Source organism: Pseudomonas sp. MPB03, from assembly GCF_046605385.1.
GTDB classification, from domain to species: domain Bacteria; phylum Pseudomonadota; class Gammaproteobacteria; order Pseudomonadales; family Pseudomonadaceae; genus Aquipseudomonas; species Aquipseudomonas zanjanensis.
The window spans coordinates 5,412,169-5,428,992 of record NZ_CP176770.1 but is presented as its reverse complement, the minus strand read 5'-3'; the positions used below and the strand labels follow the sequence as shown (position 1 = coordinate 5,428,992).

General features: G+C 58.7%; 9 protein-coding genes and 2 pseudogenes. 4 read left to right on the top strand and 7 right to left on the bottom strand.

Features of this window, described 5'->3' with window-relative positions; genetic code table 11:
* Window positions 1-17: 17 nt before the first annotated feature.
* Window positions 18-3,125 carry a transglycosylase domain-containing protein gene (locus ACLH0I_RS23515; RefSeq protein WP_411385524.1) on the bottom strand — a complete coding sequence of 1,036 codons (3,108 nt, stop codon included), beginning with the start codon at window positions 3,123-3,125 and terminating at the stop codon, window positions 18-20.
* 566 nt (window positions 3,126-3,691) lie between these two features.
* On the opposite strand from ACLH0I_RS23515, the pseudogene ACLH0I_RS23510 reads away from it, so the two are divergent.
* Both ACLH0I_RS23510 and ACLH0I_RS23505 read left to right on the top strand, forming a co-directional pair.
* Window positions 3,692-4,153: pseudogene (locus ACLH0I_RS23510) on the top strand (REP-associated tyrosine transposase).
* A 468-nt stretch (window positions 4,154-4,621) separates the two neighbouring features.
* Window positions 4,622-6,043, top strand: coding sequence for an amino acid permease (locus ACLH0I_RS23505; RefSeq protein ID WP_411385523.1), 1,422 nt, complete (start codon window positions 4,622-4,624; stop codon window positions 6,041-6,043).
* A gap of 153 nt (window positions 6,044-6,196) precedes the next feature.
* Here ACLH0I_RS23505 and ACLH0I_RS23500 read toward each other — a convergent pair whose 3' ends face one another.
* Window positions 6,197-7,153: a hypothetical protein gene (locus ACLH0I_RS23500; RefSeq protein WP_411385522.1), complete on the bottom strand. Its 957-nt coding sequence runs from the start codon at window positions 7,151-7,153 to the stop codon at window positions 6,197-6,199.
* A gap of 432 nt (window positions 7,154-7,585) precedes the next feature.
* Here ACLH0I_RS23500 and ACLH0I_RS23495 point away from each other — a divergent pair, with 432 nt between their 5' ends.
* Together ACLH0I_RS23495 and ACLH0I_RS23490 are read left to right on the top strand one after the other, a co-directional pair.
* The gene (locus ACLH0I_RS23495; RefSeq protein ID WP_411385521.1) at window positions 7,586-8,734 is read left to right on the top strand and encodes a hypothetical protein; all 1,149 of its coding nucleotides are present in this window, start codon (window positions 7,586-7,588) and stop codon (window positions 8,732-8,734) included.
* A gap of 425 nt (window positions 8,735-9,159) precedes the next feature.
* Window positions 9,160-10,692: a glucosyltransferase domain-containing protein gene (locus tag ACLH0I_RS23490; RefSeq protein WP_411385520.1), complete on the top strand. Its 1,533-nt coding sequence runs from the start codon at window positions 9,160-9,162 to the stop codon at window positions 10,690-10,692.
* A 16-nt stretch (window positions 10,693-10,708) separates the two neighbouring features.
* Here ACLH0I_RS23490 and ACLH0I_RS23485 read toward each other — a convergent pair whose 3' ends face one another.
* The 5 genes and pseudogenes from ACLH0I_RS23485 to ACLH0I_RS23465 form a co-directional block, all read right to left on the bottom strand.
* The gene (locus ACLH0I_RS23485; RefSeq protein WP_411385519.1) at window positions 10,709-12,328 is read right to left on the bottom strand and encodes an FMN-binding glutamate synthase family protein; all 1,620 of its coding nucleotides are present in this window, start codon (window positions 12,326-12,328) and stop codon (window positions 10,709-10,711) included.
* Between the two features lie 325 nt (window positions 12,329-12,653).
* Window positions 12,654-13,088 carry a sensor histidine kinase gene (locus ACLH0I_RS23480; protein ID WP_411387550.1) on the bottom strand — a complete coding sequence of 145 codons (435 nt, stop codon included), beginning with the start codon at window positions 13,086-13,088 and terminating at the stop codon, window positions 12,654-12,656.
* A 291-nt stretch (window positions 13,089-13,379) separates the two neighbouring features.
* Window positions 13,380-13,466: pseudogene (locus ACLH0I_RS23475) on the bottom strand (hypothetical protein); the annotation flags it as partial.
* Between the two features lie 590 nt (window positions 13,467-14,056).
* Window positions 14,057-15,859: a DAHL domain-containing protein gene (locus ACLH0I_RS23470; RefSeq protein ID WP_411385518.1), complete on the bottom strand. Its 1,803-nt coding sequence runs from the start codon at window positions 15,857-15,859 to the stop codon at window positions 14,057-14,059.
* Window positions 15,856-16,815, bottom strand: coding sequence for a cytochrome-c peroxidase (locus ACLH0I_RS23465; protein ID WP_411385517.1), 960 nt, complete (start codon window positions 16,813-16,815; stop codon window positions 15,856-15,858). Before ACLH0I_RS23465 ends, ACLH0I_RS23470 begins: the two co-directional genes overlap by 4 nt.
* Window positions 16,816-16,824 lie beyond the last annotated feature (9 nt).

Sequence of the window (16,824 nt, the reverse complement as noted above, 5' to 3'; positions counted from 1 at the left end):
AATGGCGGAGGCCTGGCCTAACGGCTCGTCACCAACGGCTGGCACTGGGTATGCGTGCCCGGTTGCAGGTAGGGCGAGAGAAACGGCGCCATGCCCTTGAGCACCTGCACCGGCAAGGCCGAGGTGAACTTGAAGTTCTGCGCCGACACGCCGGGTACGTAAGCGGTGAGCGTGCCGAAATGGTTGTCGCCGATATAGAACACGAACGTCGCGGTGCGGTTGATGGATTTGGAACTGATCACCCGTCCACCGGAACCGATCGCTTCGATGCGGTTGTCCCCGGTGCCGGTCTTGCCGCCCATGGCCAGTGGCGTACCGTCGGCCAGCTTGAAGCTGCCGGCCACCCGTTTCGCGGTGCCGGCATCCACCACTTGCGACAATGCACCGCGTAATGCCCGCGCAACCTCCACCGGCATCACGCGCTTGCCGCTGTCCGGGTTGTTGACCAGTCGCGTTTCATAGGGCGTGTCGACGGCGAACTGCAAGCTGTCGACGCGCAGCGCCGGCTGGCGGACGCCGTCGTTGAGAATGGTGCCCACCAGCTCGGCGAGTGCGGCGGGGCGGTCGCCGCTGCTGCCGATCGCGGTGGCCAACGAAGGCACGAGGTGGTCAAAGGGGTAACCGACTTGCTGCCAGCGCTGGTGGATATCCAGGAAGGCTTCGATCTCCAGCATGGTACGGATGCGACTGTCCCGGGCGCTCTTGTGCCGGCTCTTGAACAGCCAGCTGTAGACTTCCTGACGCTCGAACTGGCTGGCCTTGACGATCTGGCTGAACTTGACCTCGGGGTTGTTCAACAAGTAGCCCATCAGCCACAGGTCCAAGGGATGGACCTTGGCGATGAAGCCTTGATCCGGCAGGTCATAGGCGCCGGGACCATAGCTTTGGTAGAGCCGTTCGAGACGCTCATCGGTGAGCTTTTCGGCGCTCTTGGCTGACTTCAAGTGCGCACGCACGAAGCGATTGAAGTTTTCCTGGCTGTCGTTGGGAAAGAAATAACGGTGCACGGCGGCCAGGCGGATGGCGGTAGGGCGCATGCCGTCGAGGAAGGTTTCGAGGCGCTGGCCGGTGTCCTTTTTCTGGTACTTCTTCCAGAACCTGAGCAGGAACGAAGTGCCTTCGCGATCGGCGAACTGGGCCAGGTATTCCTGGCGGCGCGGGTCCTTGTCGTCCTTGAGCAGTTCGGAGCTGTTGTTGGGGCCGGCGTAGGTGGCGTAGCGCACCAGGTCGCGCATCAGGCGAATGAACGGCAGGTTGATGGATTCGCGCAAAGAGTCGCGCAGCGTGGGGATGCGGCCGTCGTCTTCCTTGCGGAAGTTATGAAAAGTGTGCAGCCCGCCGCCGGTAAAAAACGCCTCGCCGGGGCTGGCTGAATAGGTGCGGTCCAGTGCCGCTTCGAGCATCTTCGGCAGGCTGCGGTCGGTGTTTTCGATCAGGTAGTCCACGGCCCAGCGGGACAGGCGGTCCTGGTCGGCGATCTCGGTTTTCTTCAAGGCTGCCGGCGTCTGTTGGGCATAACGCTCATGCAGTTCGGCGATGATCTGCAAATAGGTGGTCAGCACCCGCAATTTGGCGGTGGAGCCCAGTTCCAGCTTGCTGCCTTCGTTGATGTCGAAGGGTTGGTCGGTACTGTCAGTCTGTACCCGCACGCGCGAGCCGTCCGGGGTCAGTTCCAGCAAGGTGAAGCTGTAGCGCACCTGCGTGGTGCTGGTGGGGGTCAGCAGGCGTTCTCCCATCAGGCCGATCTCGGTCGCGAAGGCCGGGTCGGCCAAACGCTTGAGGTACTCGGTGGCCTGGGCCTGCAGGTCGCTTTGCAGCGTGCTGGTGGCGGAGAGGTCGAGGCGATCGAGGTCGTACAACGGGCGGTTGAGCAGCGCGGCGATGCGACTGCGGGCGGCACTGATGCCCTTGTTGGTTTCGATGGGCTGGACGGTCGGGTCCTGGACCCAGTCGCGGTAGCTGACCTTGCTGGCCAGGGCCGCCTCGGACAACGCGGCGTCGATCACGCCGTTTTGGGCCAGCAGGCGGATGTGGCTGTCGGTGAGGCGCGCCAGTTCATCATGACCCTTCGAAAGATAATGCGACGGGCGCCGCTGGGCGATCATCAACGACAGCATTTCCCGCAGGGCCAGGCCTTTTTCCGCCAGGCTCTTGGGGTCGGTGGCGGTGCTGAACAAGCGTTCGTTGGCCCGTTTGAAATCCGCGCCATACCAGACCCGCAGCCCTTCCGCCATGCCATGGACCTCGCCATGCCCCGGCACGGCGGAGAGCGGCACGCTGTTGAGGTAGTCGCGGATGATCCGCTGCCGCGCCTCGAGGGTCTGCGGGCCGGCCTGGTAGGCGCGCACGCTGGCGGAAATCATCTGGCGGATCTTCTCCGCGCCGGACACGGTCAGGCCTTCGGGCGAGTGGCGGTACTTCTCCAGTTGTGTCGCCAAGGTGCTGCCGCCGGCGGACTGCCCTGGCAGGCTCAACAGCTTGGCGACTTGCGACCAGGCCGCCATGCCGAAGCGCGGCCAGTCCACGGCCGGGTTGGCCAAGGGTTGCTTGGGGTCGAGCAGAAAACGGTTCTCGATGAACAACAGGCTCTGCACCACCACGGGCGGGATCGCTTCGAAGCTTGCATACAATTGCTGCGGGTACTTGAACTGATAGACCGGCGCGGCGCGGCAATCGGTGATGGTCAGCCCGGCCTGGATTTTTTCCACATACGGCACGAACAGGCCTTTCTCGACGTAGCCCATCAAGGCCGGCGAGAACCTCGCCTGGGCCTGGATCACGTAGTCGCGCTTGAGCAGCCGCGGCAGGAACTCCCCCAGCGCGCTGTAGCCCAAGCGCCGGTCGAACGGGCCCGCACCCGGATAGGCGATGGCATCGCTGGGCCCCGGCTGCACCGAATAGTTCAGGGACTCGGCGTACTTGCTGATCTCCCGGGCCTGAAACCGCGACGTGCGCATTTCCTTGGCCGCCGCCAGGCCGACCACCACGACGATAATCAGCAACAACAACCAGAACGCCCGCCAGCCATGCCGTGCGCGGCGTTTTTCTTGAGGTAAAGGCGCTTCTTCCATACGTTCAGTCGGGACCACAGGTTCATTCGAATCGGTTTGCCACAAAGCGCCCATAGTCGACTGATCCATTAAGCAGATTGATCGGACTTGCTTGAAGCTTAGACGGTGGTTGGCGTGGGGGGAGGGGAAATTGTGGACAGCCGACATGCGAACGCTTGTCAGAGGTCATTGGCTGATGAGCTTTTGTGGCGAGGGAGCTTGCTCCCGCTCGGCTGCGCAGCAGACGCGACGGTGGCATGGCTTAAGCGTTTTCGGAGTTGAAAAAGCGGGGCGGCTGCGCCACCCAGCGGGAGCAAGCTCCCTCGCCACGGTAGGTGTTTTCAGGATAGGTGGTTGCCAGCCTTGGGCGAGGAATGCGCAGGTGCTTGTGGTTGTCATGGTCTGATGCGCATTTGTGGCGAGGGAGCTTGCTCCCGCTCGGCTGCGCAGCAGACGCGACGGTGGCATGGCTGAAGCGTTCTCCGGGTTGAAAGCGGGGGCGGCTGCGCCACCCAGCGGGAGCAAGCTCCCTCGCCACAGGTACTACGCCGTCTTCGGAAAAGTCGTTCAACTATAATCGCGTCGGATCGTCGCGGGTGAGGCTACCGTAAGTAGACACCCCAACCACAGGAAGCCAAGGAATGCATCCTGCACGCCCAAACTCTCATCGCTTACGTCGCGGACGCTCTTCGGAACCGGGGCGAGGTTATCTCATCACTACGGTCGTTCACCGACGCACACCGATTTTCAAGGACTGGCGACTGGGCCGCTTACTGATCGCAGAAATGCGCCTGGCTCATGAGCGAGGTCAGATCAATTCGCTGGCATGGGTTGTGATGCCGGACCATCTGCATTGGCTGGTACAGCTATAGCAAGCTCAGCTCACACAAGTGATGCAGACAGTAAAATCCCGCAGCACCCTAACAATCAATCGAGCAATGAACAGAAAGGGTGCCTTCTGGCAAAGCGGCTTCCATGACCGCGCGATCCGCGATAACGAGGACCTGCGACCTACCGCCCGCTACATCATTACCAATCCGCTTCGTGCAGGGTTAGTAGATCGAATCGGCGATTACCCACTGTGGGACACGGTGTGGCTTTAGTCGCTTTTTGTGACGAGGGAGCTTGCTCCCGCTGGGGGGCGAAGCCGCCCTCACTTTGCGGCTTTTGAATGCAGGCGGCTGCTGCGCAGCCGAGCGGGAGCAAGCTCCCTCGGCACGGGGGCGGTGGTATCCTGAAAACCTCGCGCTAGAGCCTTCGCCGCCTGCAAAGACATGACGCTGCACCCTCACTGTGCAATACTCGGCGCTGCTTCTAAAAGGCCATTAGCTCAGGCAATCCCTCTTCATAACGCCGTCCTCGGCTGGCGCATTCCCTGAATTAACCTGCTTTTATGGTGAAACTTTCTGTTCCCGGCTTTTTATACTGCACGGCCCGCTGATCTTGAGGAATTTTCCTACAGGACGGTCTGCCCACGAAGCAGGCCCGGTTTCGGCAATGCTCGCAGGCCCACCCGCCCGCAGCCTTGGACACTCGGCGGCTAATCCAATAACAAGACGAGGTTTATCCCTATGCCTGTCGGCAATCATCTGCCCCATGGCGAGACCGCCCAGGGTGGTCCGCTCAAACGTGAACTCGGTGAGCGGCATATCCGCCTGATGGCCCTTGGCGCCTGCATCGGTGTCGGGCTGTTCCTCGGTTCGGCCAAGGCCATCGAAATGGCCGGGCCGGCGATCATGCTGTCCTACATCATCGGTGGCCTGGCGATCCTGGTGATCATGCGCGCCCTCGGTGAAATGGCCGTGCACAACCCGGTGGCCGGTTCGTTCAGCCGCTATGCCCAGGATTACCTCGGCTCATTGGCAGGTTTCCTGACCGGTTGGAACTACTGGTTCCTGTGGCTGGTGACCTGCGTGGCGGAAATCACCGCGGTGGCGGTGTACATGGGCATCTGGTTCCCCGACGTGCCCCGCTGGATCTGGGCCCTGGCCGCGCTGGTCAGCATGGGCTCGATCAACCTGATCGCGGTCAAGGCCTTCGGCGAGTTCGAGTTCTGGTTTGCCCTGATCAAGATCGTCACCATCATCGCCATGGTCATCGGCGGCGTCGGCATCATCGCCTTCGGTTTTGGCAACGACGGCGTTGCCCTGGGCATTTCCAACCTCTGGACCCACGGCGGTTTCATGCCCAACGGGGTGTCGGGCGTGTTGATGTCCCTGCAAATGGTCATGTTCGCCTACCTGGGCGTGGAGATGATCGGCCTGACCGCCGGTGAAGCGAAGAACCCACAGAAAACCATCCCCAACGCCATCGGCTCGGTGTTCTGGCGGATCCTGCTGTTCTACGTCGGCGCGCTGTTCGTGATCCTGTCGATCTACCCATGGAACGAAATCGGCACCCAGGGCAGCCCGTTCGTGATGACCTTCGAGCGCCTGGGCATCAAGACCGCCGCCGGCATCATCAACTTCGTGGTGATCACCGCCGCGCTGTCCTCCTGCAACGGCGGGATCTTCAGCACCGGACGGATGCTCTACAGCCTGGCGCAGAACGGCCAGGCCCCGGCCGGCTTCGCCAAGACCTCCAGCAATGGCGTACCACGCCGCGCACTGCTGCTGTCCATCGCCGCGTTGCTGCTGGGCGTGCTGCTCAACTACCTGGTGCCGGAGAAAGTCTTCGTCTGGGTGACGTCTATTGCCACCTTCGGCGCGATCTGGACTTGGGTGATGATCCTGCTGGCCCAGCTCAAGTTCCGCAAAGGCTTGAGCGCTTCCGAGCGGGCGGCCTTGAAGTACCGCATGTGGCTGTACCCAATCAGCTCGTATCTGGCGCTGGCATTCCTGGTGCTGGTGGTAGGGCTGATGGCGTACTTCCCCGACACGCGCGTGGCGTTGTACATCGGCCCGGCGTTCCTGGTGTTGCTGACGGTGTTGTTTTATACCTTCAAGTTGCAGCCGACCGGTGATGCCGCAGGGGCGGTGCGTTCGATTTCGTAACAAGATAGCCCTGTAAAACAAGAGCTCTGGTCGGATTGACTGGGGCTTTTTGTTGGTGCGCCAGCATGGCGCGTAGCGTCGTGACTGGCGCTGTTCGGTTCACTGTGGTGGTGAGCTAAACGACTTAGCTGTACCGTCGAAAGAGCGTCCAGATTATTCGATCCGGGTTTCCAAGCCGCTGGTGCTATTAACGATTGGGATGACATTGACAGTTGGGCTGAGAAAGTCAATGTGAAAGCCGCTCGAGCCATCCCCAATAGCTAAATGGATACCGCTAATGCCTTCATTCATTTGAGAGTTCACGTTGTAATTTATGAGGGGCGCTATTTCTTCGTTAACCCCTATGGCGAACTCAGTCAACCCCAGCCCTCGAGCGCCGGCAGCTAGTTTCAAGGTTTCAATATGCTCGCCATCGCTGGTTGTCAGGGACGTGACCTCATTTCCCACGACAGTCAGCGAACCGCCCGTCTTGGCAACTGCATCTGATAGCCGCTGAAGCCTAACCCTAATATCTTTAGGGAGTTGCGGATTGGTTTTTCTTAATACAGTTAAAATCCCAGAGATTTTGAGTTTCCCATTCACGCAAAACGGACAAGGTTCTTGAGTGTTCATGTGCGCATAATGAACCTCGAAAAATTCTGCGACAGAGTGAATGAAATTTTCTGAAATGTCTTCCGCTATCAAAGCATAAGGCTGTGCCTGGCGGTTTAGCATAACGCTTCCATACGTGTCTTTGCCTGATATGGTAAATGAATCATAAGAGTTGAGCATGTTTAAAAAAAAGCGTTGTCTTTTTAATGCTTTTTTGAAGTCGCTGTTAAGTAATAAATGCAGGCTGTAGTCTGCGCTATCGAAAGACGGATCGAAAACCTGCGCTGCGCAGAAAACGCTTTTCTTAACTGGTGTGGCCTTGGCCATCTCTAATGTGAGCTTGGCCGCGTTGTTACTGAAGGAGAATACTATGCTGTTTCGAGGAAGCGTGCTGATTTCATGAATGTGCACTGTTTTTAATCCTTGAACGGCGCACTCATCAAGAAATTCCTGTGAGTCCGCAACAATCCAGAATTCTTCCGCCCCAAAAAGTGTATGTAGCTTGATCATAGATGACATGGAATTGTTTCCTTGAATAGGCGGGCGGTCTCTCCGTGCCGCCCGCCGGGTTAGCGGAAGTTAATCCTCCGTGTAGGCCCAAGCCAATGGAGCCCAACCGAAGTTTTCAGGGCCCGATGCCATGCGGCTCAGTTTTTCTGATGTATCAATTTCTTGTTTCATGATTGCTCCTTGTTGTTGGATTCCCTCTGGTGAGCGAGGGATTTGTATTAAGGCAAGCATTTTTAAGATTTGGAACGGCTTTTTCACTTGTTTTTAGAATTGTTTTTAAGGTTGCGTCTATTTTTTCTTCGAAGGGGTTATTTGTGTAGGAAGTGTCTGTAGCGGGTTTCTGAAATTTATGTAAATTGCTCTCCGACGTTGTTTGGTTGATCTAGTGTTGATAGGTTCGATTGCTGTTTTGTCGAGTTTTCAATGAAGAGGTCGGAATGAATGGTAGTTACAAAAAAATACCTGTCTGATGCGGCGCTACAGCAAGCGCTGTCTGTAACAGACCTGACGGAATCACGCTCACCCATCCATGCAGTTCGGCTGATGGTTGATGAAATTGTTGAGGGGCTGATTCGTAGCGGTTGGCCTCGAGCCCATATCCAGACCGGCCCACGCATCGTGTCTGCCGAGGAAAACTATGGGCTGCTAGGCTACGATCCGGCAGAGATCACCTTAGGCAGTGAACACACACGCTGGGTGAACGAACATTCGTTGTTACGCACGCAAACCACCAGTCAGATTCCCGCCGCGCTCCAACGTGCTGCTCAAGAGCGTAAGGCGGGAGAGATGATCCTGCTCGCTGCTCCTGGGATCACATTCCGCCGCGACAGTAGGGATAGATGGCATTGCGCCGAGCCACACCAAATGGATATCTGGGTACTGGGGGATCCAGATCTTTCGGACCGAGAGAACCTGTTGCGTCTGGTCGGCGACATTCTCAGGGCTGCCGTACCCGATAAGCCTTGGGTTTATAGCGACAGTCCCCATCATTACACCGAAGGCGGAATCGAAGTGAATGTATTGAATGACGGCGTCAATGTTGAAGTACTTGAATGTGGTCTTATCGCCACTTCGCTGCTTCGGCGATTAGGAATTGATCCTTTGCGTCATGGCGGCCTGGCGTTAGGAATGGGCCTGGATCGGCTGACTATGCTTCGAAAGGGCATTCCAGATATCCGCTTGTTGCGTGACTCTAACGAGCGGGTGCGGGCCCAAATGCACGATCTGCGACCTTGGAATGCCGTTTCGCGCTTGCCTTCGATTTCTCGGGATATTTCGGTGGCTGTGTCTCCCGGATTGAGTGAGGAAGTGCTGACTGAAAAGATGTTACAGGCGGCAGGGGACTGTGCTGGGTGGATCGAGGAAATGCAGATCAGAGGGCGCTGGGTTTCGTCTGAATTACCACCGCAGGCTATTGAACGACTCGGTCTTCTAGCCGATCAGGAGAATCTCCTACTGCGCGTCGTATTGCGTGATTGTTCTCGGTCAATAACGACTGCAGAGGCGAATGCGCTGTATGAAAAGATTCAGTCGTCGTTGCACGAGGGCGCTCCGGGAGCAGGATACCGAATGGACTTGACGGTGCCTTAGTACACTCGCCAATTGCATGGAGCCCTCTTTCCAGTTGTTTGGCTCACAGGGATGAGCCAAACAACTGGAAGATACAAGTCCTCTACACACCCGGCAAGGGGAACTGGCGCTGAATCGGGAAAAGAGCCGCGTGGCGCGGCCCTGGGTCTTTGGCTGCCTCCTACTCGATAGGTGAGGTTGACCGTCCGTCGGGATGGTCAATGGACTGGTCCATTGCCAGGTTTTTTTCTTGCTGTATGACGCCGTCGGTCTGACTCAGGCAACCAGGCCCTCGCTGGCTGCTCCATGGATATTGACGGTGGCGGTATTCTCACTGCTGGGTTTAGTGTTCGTTTTCTGCTCTCCCGGTTCGTGGTGTTTCGTGGACACCGGACATGAGGATTCTCGTTTATCGGACAGTTCTTTCGAGCGAGGGGTGAACCAAAATGCAGTTCCTGTCCGCAAGAACAGTTACGCCAAAAGAGGTACTGCTGTTTTTTCTAATGGCGAATTTTCTTTATATCTTCCCTTTGGTGCAGGCTGATTATTTCTACAACGATGATAATTGGCGTGTCCTCATGGCGGGAGAAGGATGGCGTGAGGAGGGGCGGGGCGCAGTCGATTTTTTCTACAATGCTATTTCGTTTAGCTCCAAGGCACCGGATCTCTTTCCATTGCCGCTGTTCGTCGCTACGGTCGGTGTATCACTCGCCTTGAAGGACCTGACTTTCTTTTACTTCGAGCGCCCGACCTTGGCCCATTGTCTGGTAGTCCTGCCCATTTGGTACAACCCCTTTTTCTTGCAGAGCCTGTCCTATCGCTACGACGGTGCAGCGATGGCGTTGGGGTTGGTGGCGCTTATTTACGCTGTTGCCTGGCAACGCGATAAGACCTGGCAACATATAGTGGTCCCCGTACTGTTGGTAGTCCTGGCACTTTCGATTTATCAGGTATTCATCGGCGTGTTTATTGCCCTGTGCTGCGTCGAGGTCATCCGATTGGTTTGGGAGCGAAAAACGTCGGACGTCATTTTCGCCTTCATCAGGCGTAAGTCGATGGTGATCGGAATTGGCTTGCTGGTTTATTACGCGACGGCTTATCAATGGATGACCGCTACTCGTCAGGACGTCTTACCGTTAGAGACAAGCAGTCTGTTGGAAATTGGAAACAGGCTGTTGTATGTGGGGCAGATGCTGAACGGATTGGGAACGGAGGGCATTCGGTTGCTTGTCTGGGGCGGTGCGGTGTTGGCCGTGACCGGGTATGTATGGGCAGGTTTCAATCTGTTTAACAGTCAGGAAAGCCTTTGGCGAAAAATGACGTTGGCGAGTCTCTACCTATTAGCCGTCCCGGTGCTGCTGTTTTGCATACCGGGTATCACCTTGGTCTTTACCTATTTCAATTACGGTGCCAGAACTCTGGTGGCTTTTTCCGCCCTGTTGGTATTGGTGTTTTTCCTTGGTTTCCAGGTAGTCACGCGCATACATGCGCATCTTGGGATAATCCTGTTCATTCCTTTGCTGGCGATCTTGTCATTTTCCTTTGGCTATGGCCGGGTCTTGTCGCTGCAAAAAGAGCAGGAAGCTGCGGTGCTGGCCTCGCTCATCTATGACATTAACCATTCGTCCTTGCGTGACAGGCCCAGTATTTACATGATCCCCGAGCTGAAAGCCAACTGGCTGCCGGCGGCCAGCGGCATGTATGCGGCGATGCCGGCCCTGAAGTATGTGCTGGGCGTGGATTATGTGTTGTTGCCCGAAACTTTGCCGCGTGGCGGAATAACCAATGTATACCTCGCCAGAAACCCTGCGGTGATTGCCTCGATTCGGCGCGGGGAGCAGTCGCCAGTAATTTCCACACGTTTTTATGACCTCTACGTTATCAACGACAGTGGTTATATCTTCATGAAAAAACCGCAGGGCGACCCCAATGTCTTGCCTAAGTTGTGTTTGATTACTGATATCGAGCGTTGCCGCTGAGCGTCCGGACTGTTGGTTAGGCAGCCACCACCTCCCGCGGCTCAAAACTGTCCGCCCGCGCCATCTGCCACATCCGCGAATAAAACGCCCCATTGACCTCACCCGTGAGCAATTCCCCCGGCTTCAAAAACACATGCAACTGTGAGAATAACTTCACCTCGGTGGCCGACATCCGCCGCACCAAATGCTTTGGCTGCAATTGCGACGGATGGTCGAGCCCGGCGGCGGCGAGCATTTCGGCCAGAGCCTTGAGGGTGTTGCGGTGGAAGTTGTAGACCCGCTGGGCCTTGTCCGGAACCACCAGGGCGCGTTGGCGCAGGGTGTCCTGGGTGGCGACGCCAGTGGGGCATTTGTTGGTGTGGCAGCTTTGCGACTGGATGCAGCCGATGGCGAACATGAAGCCGCGCGCGGCGTTGGCCCAGTCGGCGCCGATGGCCAGGACGCTGGCGATGTCGAAGGCGCTGACGATCTTGCCACTGGCGCCGAGCTTGATCTTGTCCCGCAGGTTCAGGCCCACCAGGGTGTTGTGCACGAACAGCAGGCCCTCGCGCAACGGCACGCCGATGTGGTCGGTGAACTCCACCGGCGCCGCGCCGGTGCCGCCTTCCTTGCCATCAACGACGATGAAGTCGGGCAGGATCCCGGTTTCCAGCATGGCCTTGGCGATGCCCATGAACTCCCACGGATGCCCCAGGCAGAACTTGAAACCCACCGGTTTGCCGCCGGACAGTTCACGCAGTTGCTGGACGAACTGCATCAGTTCGACCGGCGTGGAAAACGCGCTGTGGCATGACGGCGAAATACAATCCTCCCCCATCAGGATGCCGCGGGTCTCGGCGATTTCCCGAGTGACTTTGTGCTTGGGCAGGATCCCGCCATGGCCGGGCTTGGCGCCCTGGCTCATCTTGATTTCGATCATCCGCACCTGGGGGGTCCGGGCCTGGGCGGCGAAGCGTTCCGGGTCGAAGCGCCCGTCGCTGGTGCGACAGCCGAAATAGCCGCTGCCCAGTTCCCAGGTCAGGTCGCCACCGTGTTCGCGGTGGTAGGGGCTGATGCTGCCTTCGCCGGTGTCGTGGGCGAAGTTGCCCAGCTTGGCCCCCTGGTTCAACGCCCGGATGGCGTTGGCGCTCAGGGAGCCGAAGCTCATGGCCGAGATGTTGAACACCGAGGCCGAGTAGGGTTGGGTGCATTGCGGGCCGCCGACTGTCACACGAAAACCGCTGGGGTCGCTCAACGGCGCCGGGCGCATGGAGTGGCCGATGAATTCGAAACCGGTCTGGTAGACGTCGATCAAGGTGCCGAAGGGTTTGTCGGCGCTTTCGTTTTTGGCCCGGGAGTACACCAGCGAGCGCTGGGCGCGGGAGAAGGGCAGGGCATCGCTGTCGGATTCGAGCAGGTACTGGCGGATCTCTGGGCGGATGCCTTCGACCAGGTAGCGGATATTGCCCAGGATTGGATAGTTGCGCCGCACGGCGTGGCGGCTCTGCAGCAGATCGAACAGCCCCAGCAGGCTCAACAGCCCGGTCACCAGCGCAATGGGCCAGAGCCAGTCGTGTTGCAGGAACGGCAGGCTGGCGAGGGTGAAGATCACGCAGCCAGCAAAGAAGGCGTAACGGCTCAGCAGCGACAGGCTCATGCGGGTTCCTTGGGGTTGAGCGATTGGCGAGACATTAGCTTGGAATGAAGTCCGTGGCGAGGGAGCTTGCTCCCGCTGGGCTGCGCAGCGGCCCCAAGGGGTCATTGCGACCATTCAGACAGACCGCGTCAGCAGGTTTTACGACGGCTGCGCCGCCGAGCGGGAGCAAGCTCCCTCGCCACAGGTTGTGTGTGTTGGCTGGAATCGCCGATAACCCGTGGGAGCGAGCTTGCTCGCGATGGAGGTCGCACACTCAATACCTGCATTGACTGACCCACCGCTATCGCGAGCAAGCTCGCTCCCACAATTTGAACTGCCGAGGGGCTCAGCCTGCCTGCTTCATCTGCCGCACCGGCAATTCCACGCGGAAGGTGGTGCCGACGCCGACTTCGCTGCGGACGGTGATCTCGCCGTGGTGTTTTTTCACGATGCCGTAGGACAACGACAGCCCCAGCCCGGTGCCTTGACCGATGGGTTTGGTGGTGAAGAACGGGTCGAAGATTTTCTGCAGGGTCTCGGGGGGAATGCCCGAGCCGTTGTCCGCCACTTCGATCCACACGGTTTCGTCACCGACCCCGTTGCGCAGGGTGATGGTGCCGCGTTCTGGGCCGATGGCCTGGGCGGCATTGACGATCAGGTTCATGATCACCTGGTTGATCTGCGACGGCAGGCATTCCACCTCCGGTAACGGCGTGTACTCCTTGACCACGTCGGCCTTGTACTTGATCTCATTGGCGACGATGTTCAACGTCGAATCCATGCCTTGCTGCAAATTGGCCATCTGCCATTCCTGGCTGGAGTCGACGCGGGAGAAGTCCTTCAGGTCCTTGACGATCTGCCCGACCCGTCCAATGCCATCCTTGGATTCCTTGATCAGTAGGGGGATGTCCTCCACAAGGAAATCCAGCTCCACCTGTTCGCGCAGCTTCCTCAAGTTCACCACCAGCTCCGGCGAGGCGATGGCCTCCTCGGCGCTGCCGTAGGCGCTGAGCATTTCCTGGAGCTTGCCGAAGTAGCCGTCCAGCGCCCCCAGGTTCGAAGAAATGAAGCCGATCGGGTTGTTGATTTCGTGGGCCACGCCAGCTGCCAACTGCCCCAGCGAGGCGAGTTTTTCCGATTGCACCAACTGGGTCTCCAGCATCTTGCGTTCGTCGATCTCCATTTGCAGCAGCTCGCTGGCCTGTTTGAACGCCTGGGTACGTTGCTCCACCAGGTCTTCGAGCTTGTTCATTTTCAACTGCGCACGGGAGGTCATTTCCCATTTGGTGGTCAGGGTGTTGGCCATCTGCTGGACTTCGATGTTGTCGAACGGCTTCTTCAGGATCAACAAGCGGTCGTGGCCGTTCAGGCGATCGAGCAGTTCATCCCAGGAGTAATCCGAATAGGCGGTGCACACCACCACTTGCAGCTGCGGATCGCGCTTCCAGAGTTCTTCGATGGTCTTGGCGCCATCCCAGCCTTCGGGCATGCGCATGTCGACAAAGGCCAGGGCATAGGGTCGTTCCTTGGCCGCTGCCGCCAGCAATTTGTTCAGGCCCTCCTGCCCGCCATAGGCCGAGTCGAGTTCGAACACAGTGGCGGCAGGTTTTGGCGCATCGCCAAACAGCGCGCTTTCCATGTCCTGCAAGTCCGTGCTGCTGTCATCCTCAGGGGTGAGGATCTTACGGAAATCTTCATGAATGGCGGGTGTATCGTCGATCAACAGGATGCGGCGGTTACTCAGGCTGTTCATGGTTCACCTTCTGCAAGTTTCAGGGGCACCTGCAATTGGAACGTCGCCCCTTTGCCTGGCCCCTCACTGTGGGCGGTGAGGTGGCCGTTCATTTCAATGGCCGCCAATGCGCAGCTGTGCAGGCCGAAGCCGTGGCCTTCCTTACGCGTGGTAAAGCCATGGGCGAAGATGCGCGTCATGTTCTCCTCCGGGATGCCTTCGCCTTCGTCCTTGACGCTGATCTGCAGGGTCTCGCCATTGACGACGTCCGCCTTGAGCGTCATGTTCCGCGCATGGTTGGACACCCCGGCCATGGCGTATTTGGCGTTGCTGATCAGGTTGATCAGAATCAACAGTAGACGGTGCTTGTCGCCCATGATCCGCGGCACGTCGCCGTATTCCTTGATCACCGTAACATGGTGGCGGGTCAGGGCGCCGGAGTTCATGCGCAGGGCGTCTTCGAGCAGCTCGCTGACCACCAGGGGTTCCAGCAGGCTGCTGGCCCCGGCATAGGATTGCTGTGTGGCGACGATGTCCTTGATGTGGTCCACGCTCTTGCTCAACTGGGCCAGTTCGTCGGTCAGGCTCTGCTGCTCCGACGCGATGGCCTCCACCAGTTGGTTGAGGTAACCGGGCAGCAGCTTGCCCTTGGCGTCTTCGGTGAGGAAGTGGCCGAGGTCATCGGCGTGTTCGTTGAACAGTTGCATCGCCTTGCCCAGCCCCAGGGCCTTGCTGCTGCGTATCTTGCGGCTGACCAGATCGGCGGAGATGTTCACGCTGTTGAGGACGTTGCCGACGTTGTGCAGCACGTTGGTGGCGATTTCCGCCATGCCGGCTTGGCGGGCGGTGTCCATCAGCTCGCTCTGGGTGTCCTTGAGTTGGCGGGTACGCTCTTCGACCCGTTGTTCCAGCTCGTCGTTGGCGGTTTGCAGGGCGTTGTTGACCCGCTTGATCTCGGCGAAGCTGCGGATCAGCCGGATCCCCAGCCAGATCAGGATCAGCACCAGCAGCGTGGCGAACACCAGCAGGTAAACGTGGTTGCGCTCGTATTTGGCCGCGGCTTTTGCCTGGTCTTTCTCGAGTAGGTTGGTAATGGTGTCCAGGCGGCCGGCCAAGGGGACCATTTCGATGCCCATTAATAATTCATTGACCTTTGGCTGTTCCCGCAGGATCACCCCGATGTGTCTGCGCAGGACTTCGACGGAGTTGAGCAGTCCCTCAGGCAGGCGCTCCTTGTTGACCTCCAACTGGTTCAACCCCAGCAGGACCTCAGCCGCGATATCAGGGGAGCTGAGCTGGGCGAACTCCATGCTGCTGAGCAACAGGTCGTAGGTGTCGATGGCAACGTTCTGCAACTCCAGCCGATACGTGTCGGGCAGCCGGGCGAACTGGCCCTGGATATCGTCCTCGCCGGTGGGCAGGAAGGCCAGGGAGTTGCGCAACACCGCGTTATGGGATTTGAACTGCTCCACCAAGCGGGTCTTTTCCTTGACCAGCTTGAGGTATTCGTCGCGCTGGGCCTCCCAGAGTGACGGCCCATGCCGGCCCGGCTCCGCCTCGATGGCGTCCAGGCGCTGCCACAGGCGTGCCATCTCGTGCAACGGGGAGACCAGCGGGTCGTAGTTGTGGGTCAGGGCGATCCGCGACTTGAGGATTTCGTTGTCCCAGATGGCGTCCTGTTGCTTGAGCAGGCGAATCAGGTCCCGGGATTCAATGTACGAGGCGGCCTGTTGGGCGCCCGAGTTGACGTACATGAATAACAGGATGCCCGCCAGCAAGACGCCAATGAAGGCCAGGCCGAGGCGACGGAGGACTGTCATAGGGGCTTGCCCTCCCATTCACCGGTCAGGGTCTTGAGGAACTCGACGATCAACGTCGTATCGTTCTTGAGGGGCTCACGACCCAGTTGGTACTTGAACATGACCTCTACCGCGCGCTCCAGGGTTGGCGCCGACCCGTCATGGAAATAGGGCGCGGTAACGGCCACGTTGCGCAGGCTCGGTACTTTGAAAACCTGGTGATCATTTTCATCACCGGTGATGTTGAAGCGTCCTTCGTCGGCCCGGGTGGGGTTGCCGCGGTCAACGAAGTAGTCACCCATGATGCCGAATTTCTGGAACATGTTGCCCCCGATATTCACGCCCTGGTGACAAGCGATGCAGCCGTATTCCTTGAACCGCTGGTAACCGAATTTTTCCCGGGGCGTGAGGGCATCGGTATTGCCCAGCAGGTACTGGTCGAAGCGCGAATTGGGTGTCTGCAGGGTGCGTTCGTAATCGGCCAGGGCGCTTTGGATATTGGGCTTGGTCACGCCGTCGGGGTAGGCGTCCTTGAAGTCCTTGGCATAACCTGGGTCATCGGCGATGCGCTTGACCACGGTTTCCCAGGTGCTGCCCATTTCCGTGGGGCTGAGGACCACGATATGCACCTGTTCTTCCAGCGTATCGACGCGGCCATCCCAGAACTGGTGAAAGTTCAGGCCGGCGTTGAACACGGTCGGCGTATTGACCTCTACCGGCTTGCCGTCGAAGCCCAGGGAAAACGGTTTGTCGTCGGCACCGCCCTTTTCCAGGCGATGGCAACTGGCGCAGGACAGCGTGTTGTTGACCGACAGCCGCGGGTCATTGAACAGCCGCAGCCCCAGCTGGACGCGCTTGGGGTCCAGGGTCGGGATCGGTGGCAGGGGCTTGAGGGGTTCGTCCAGTGGGGCGGCGTGCGCGATCACGCTCATTCCCACGAGCAGGCCGAGCGCCAGAGTCAGTCCATGTAACGCCATGGGATGTTT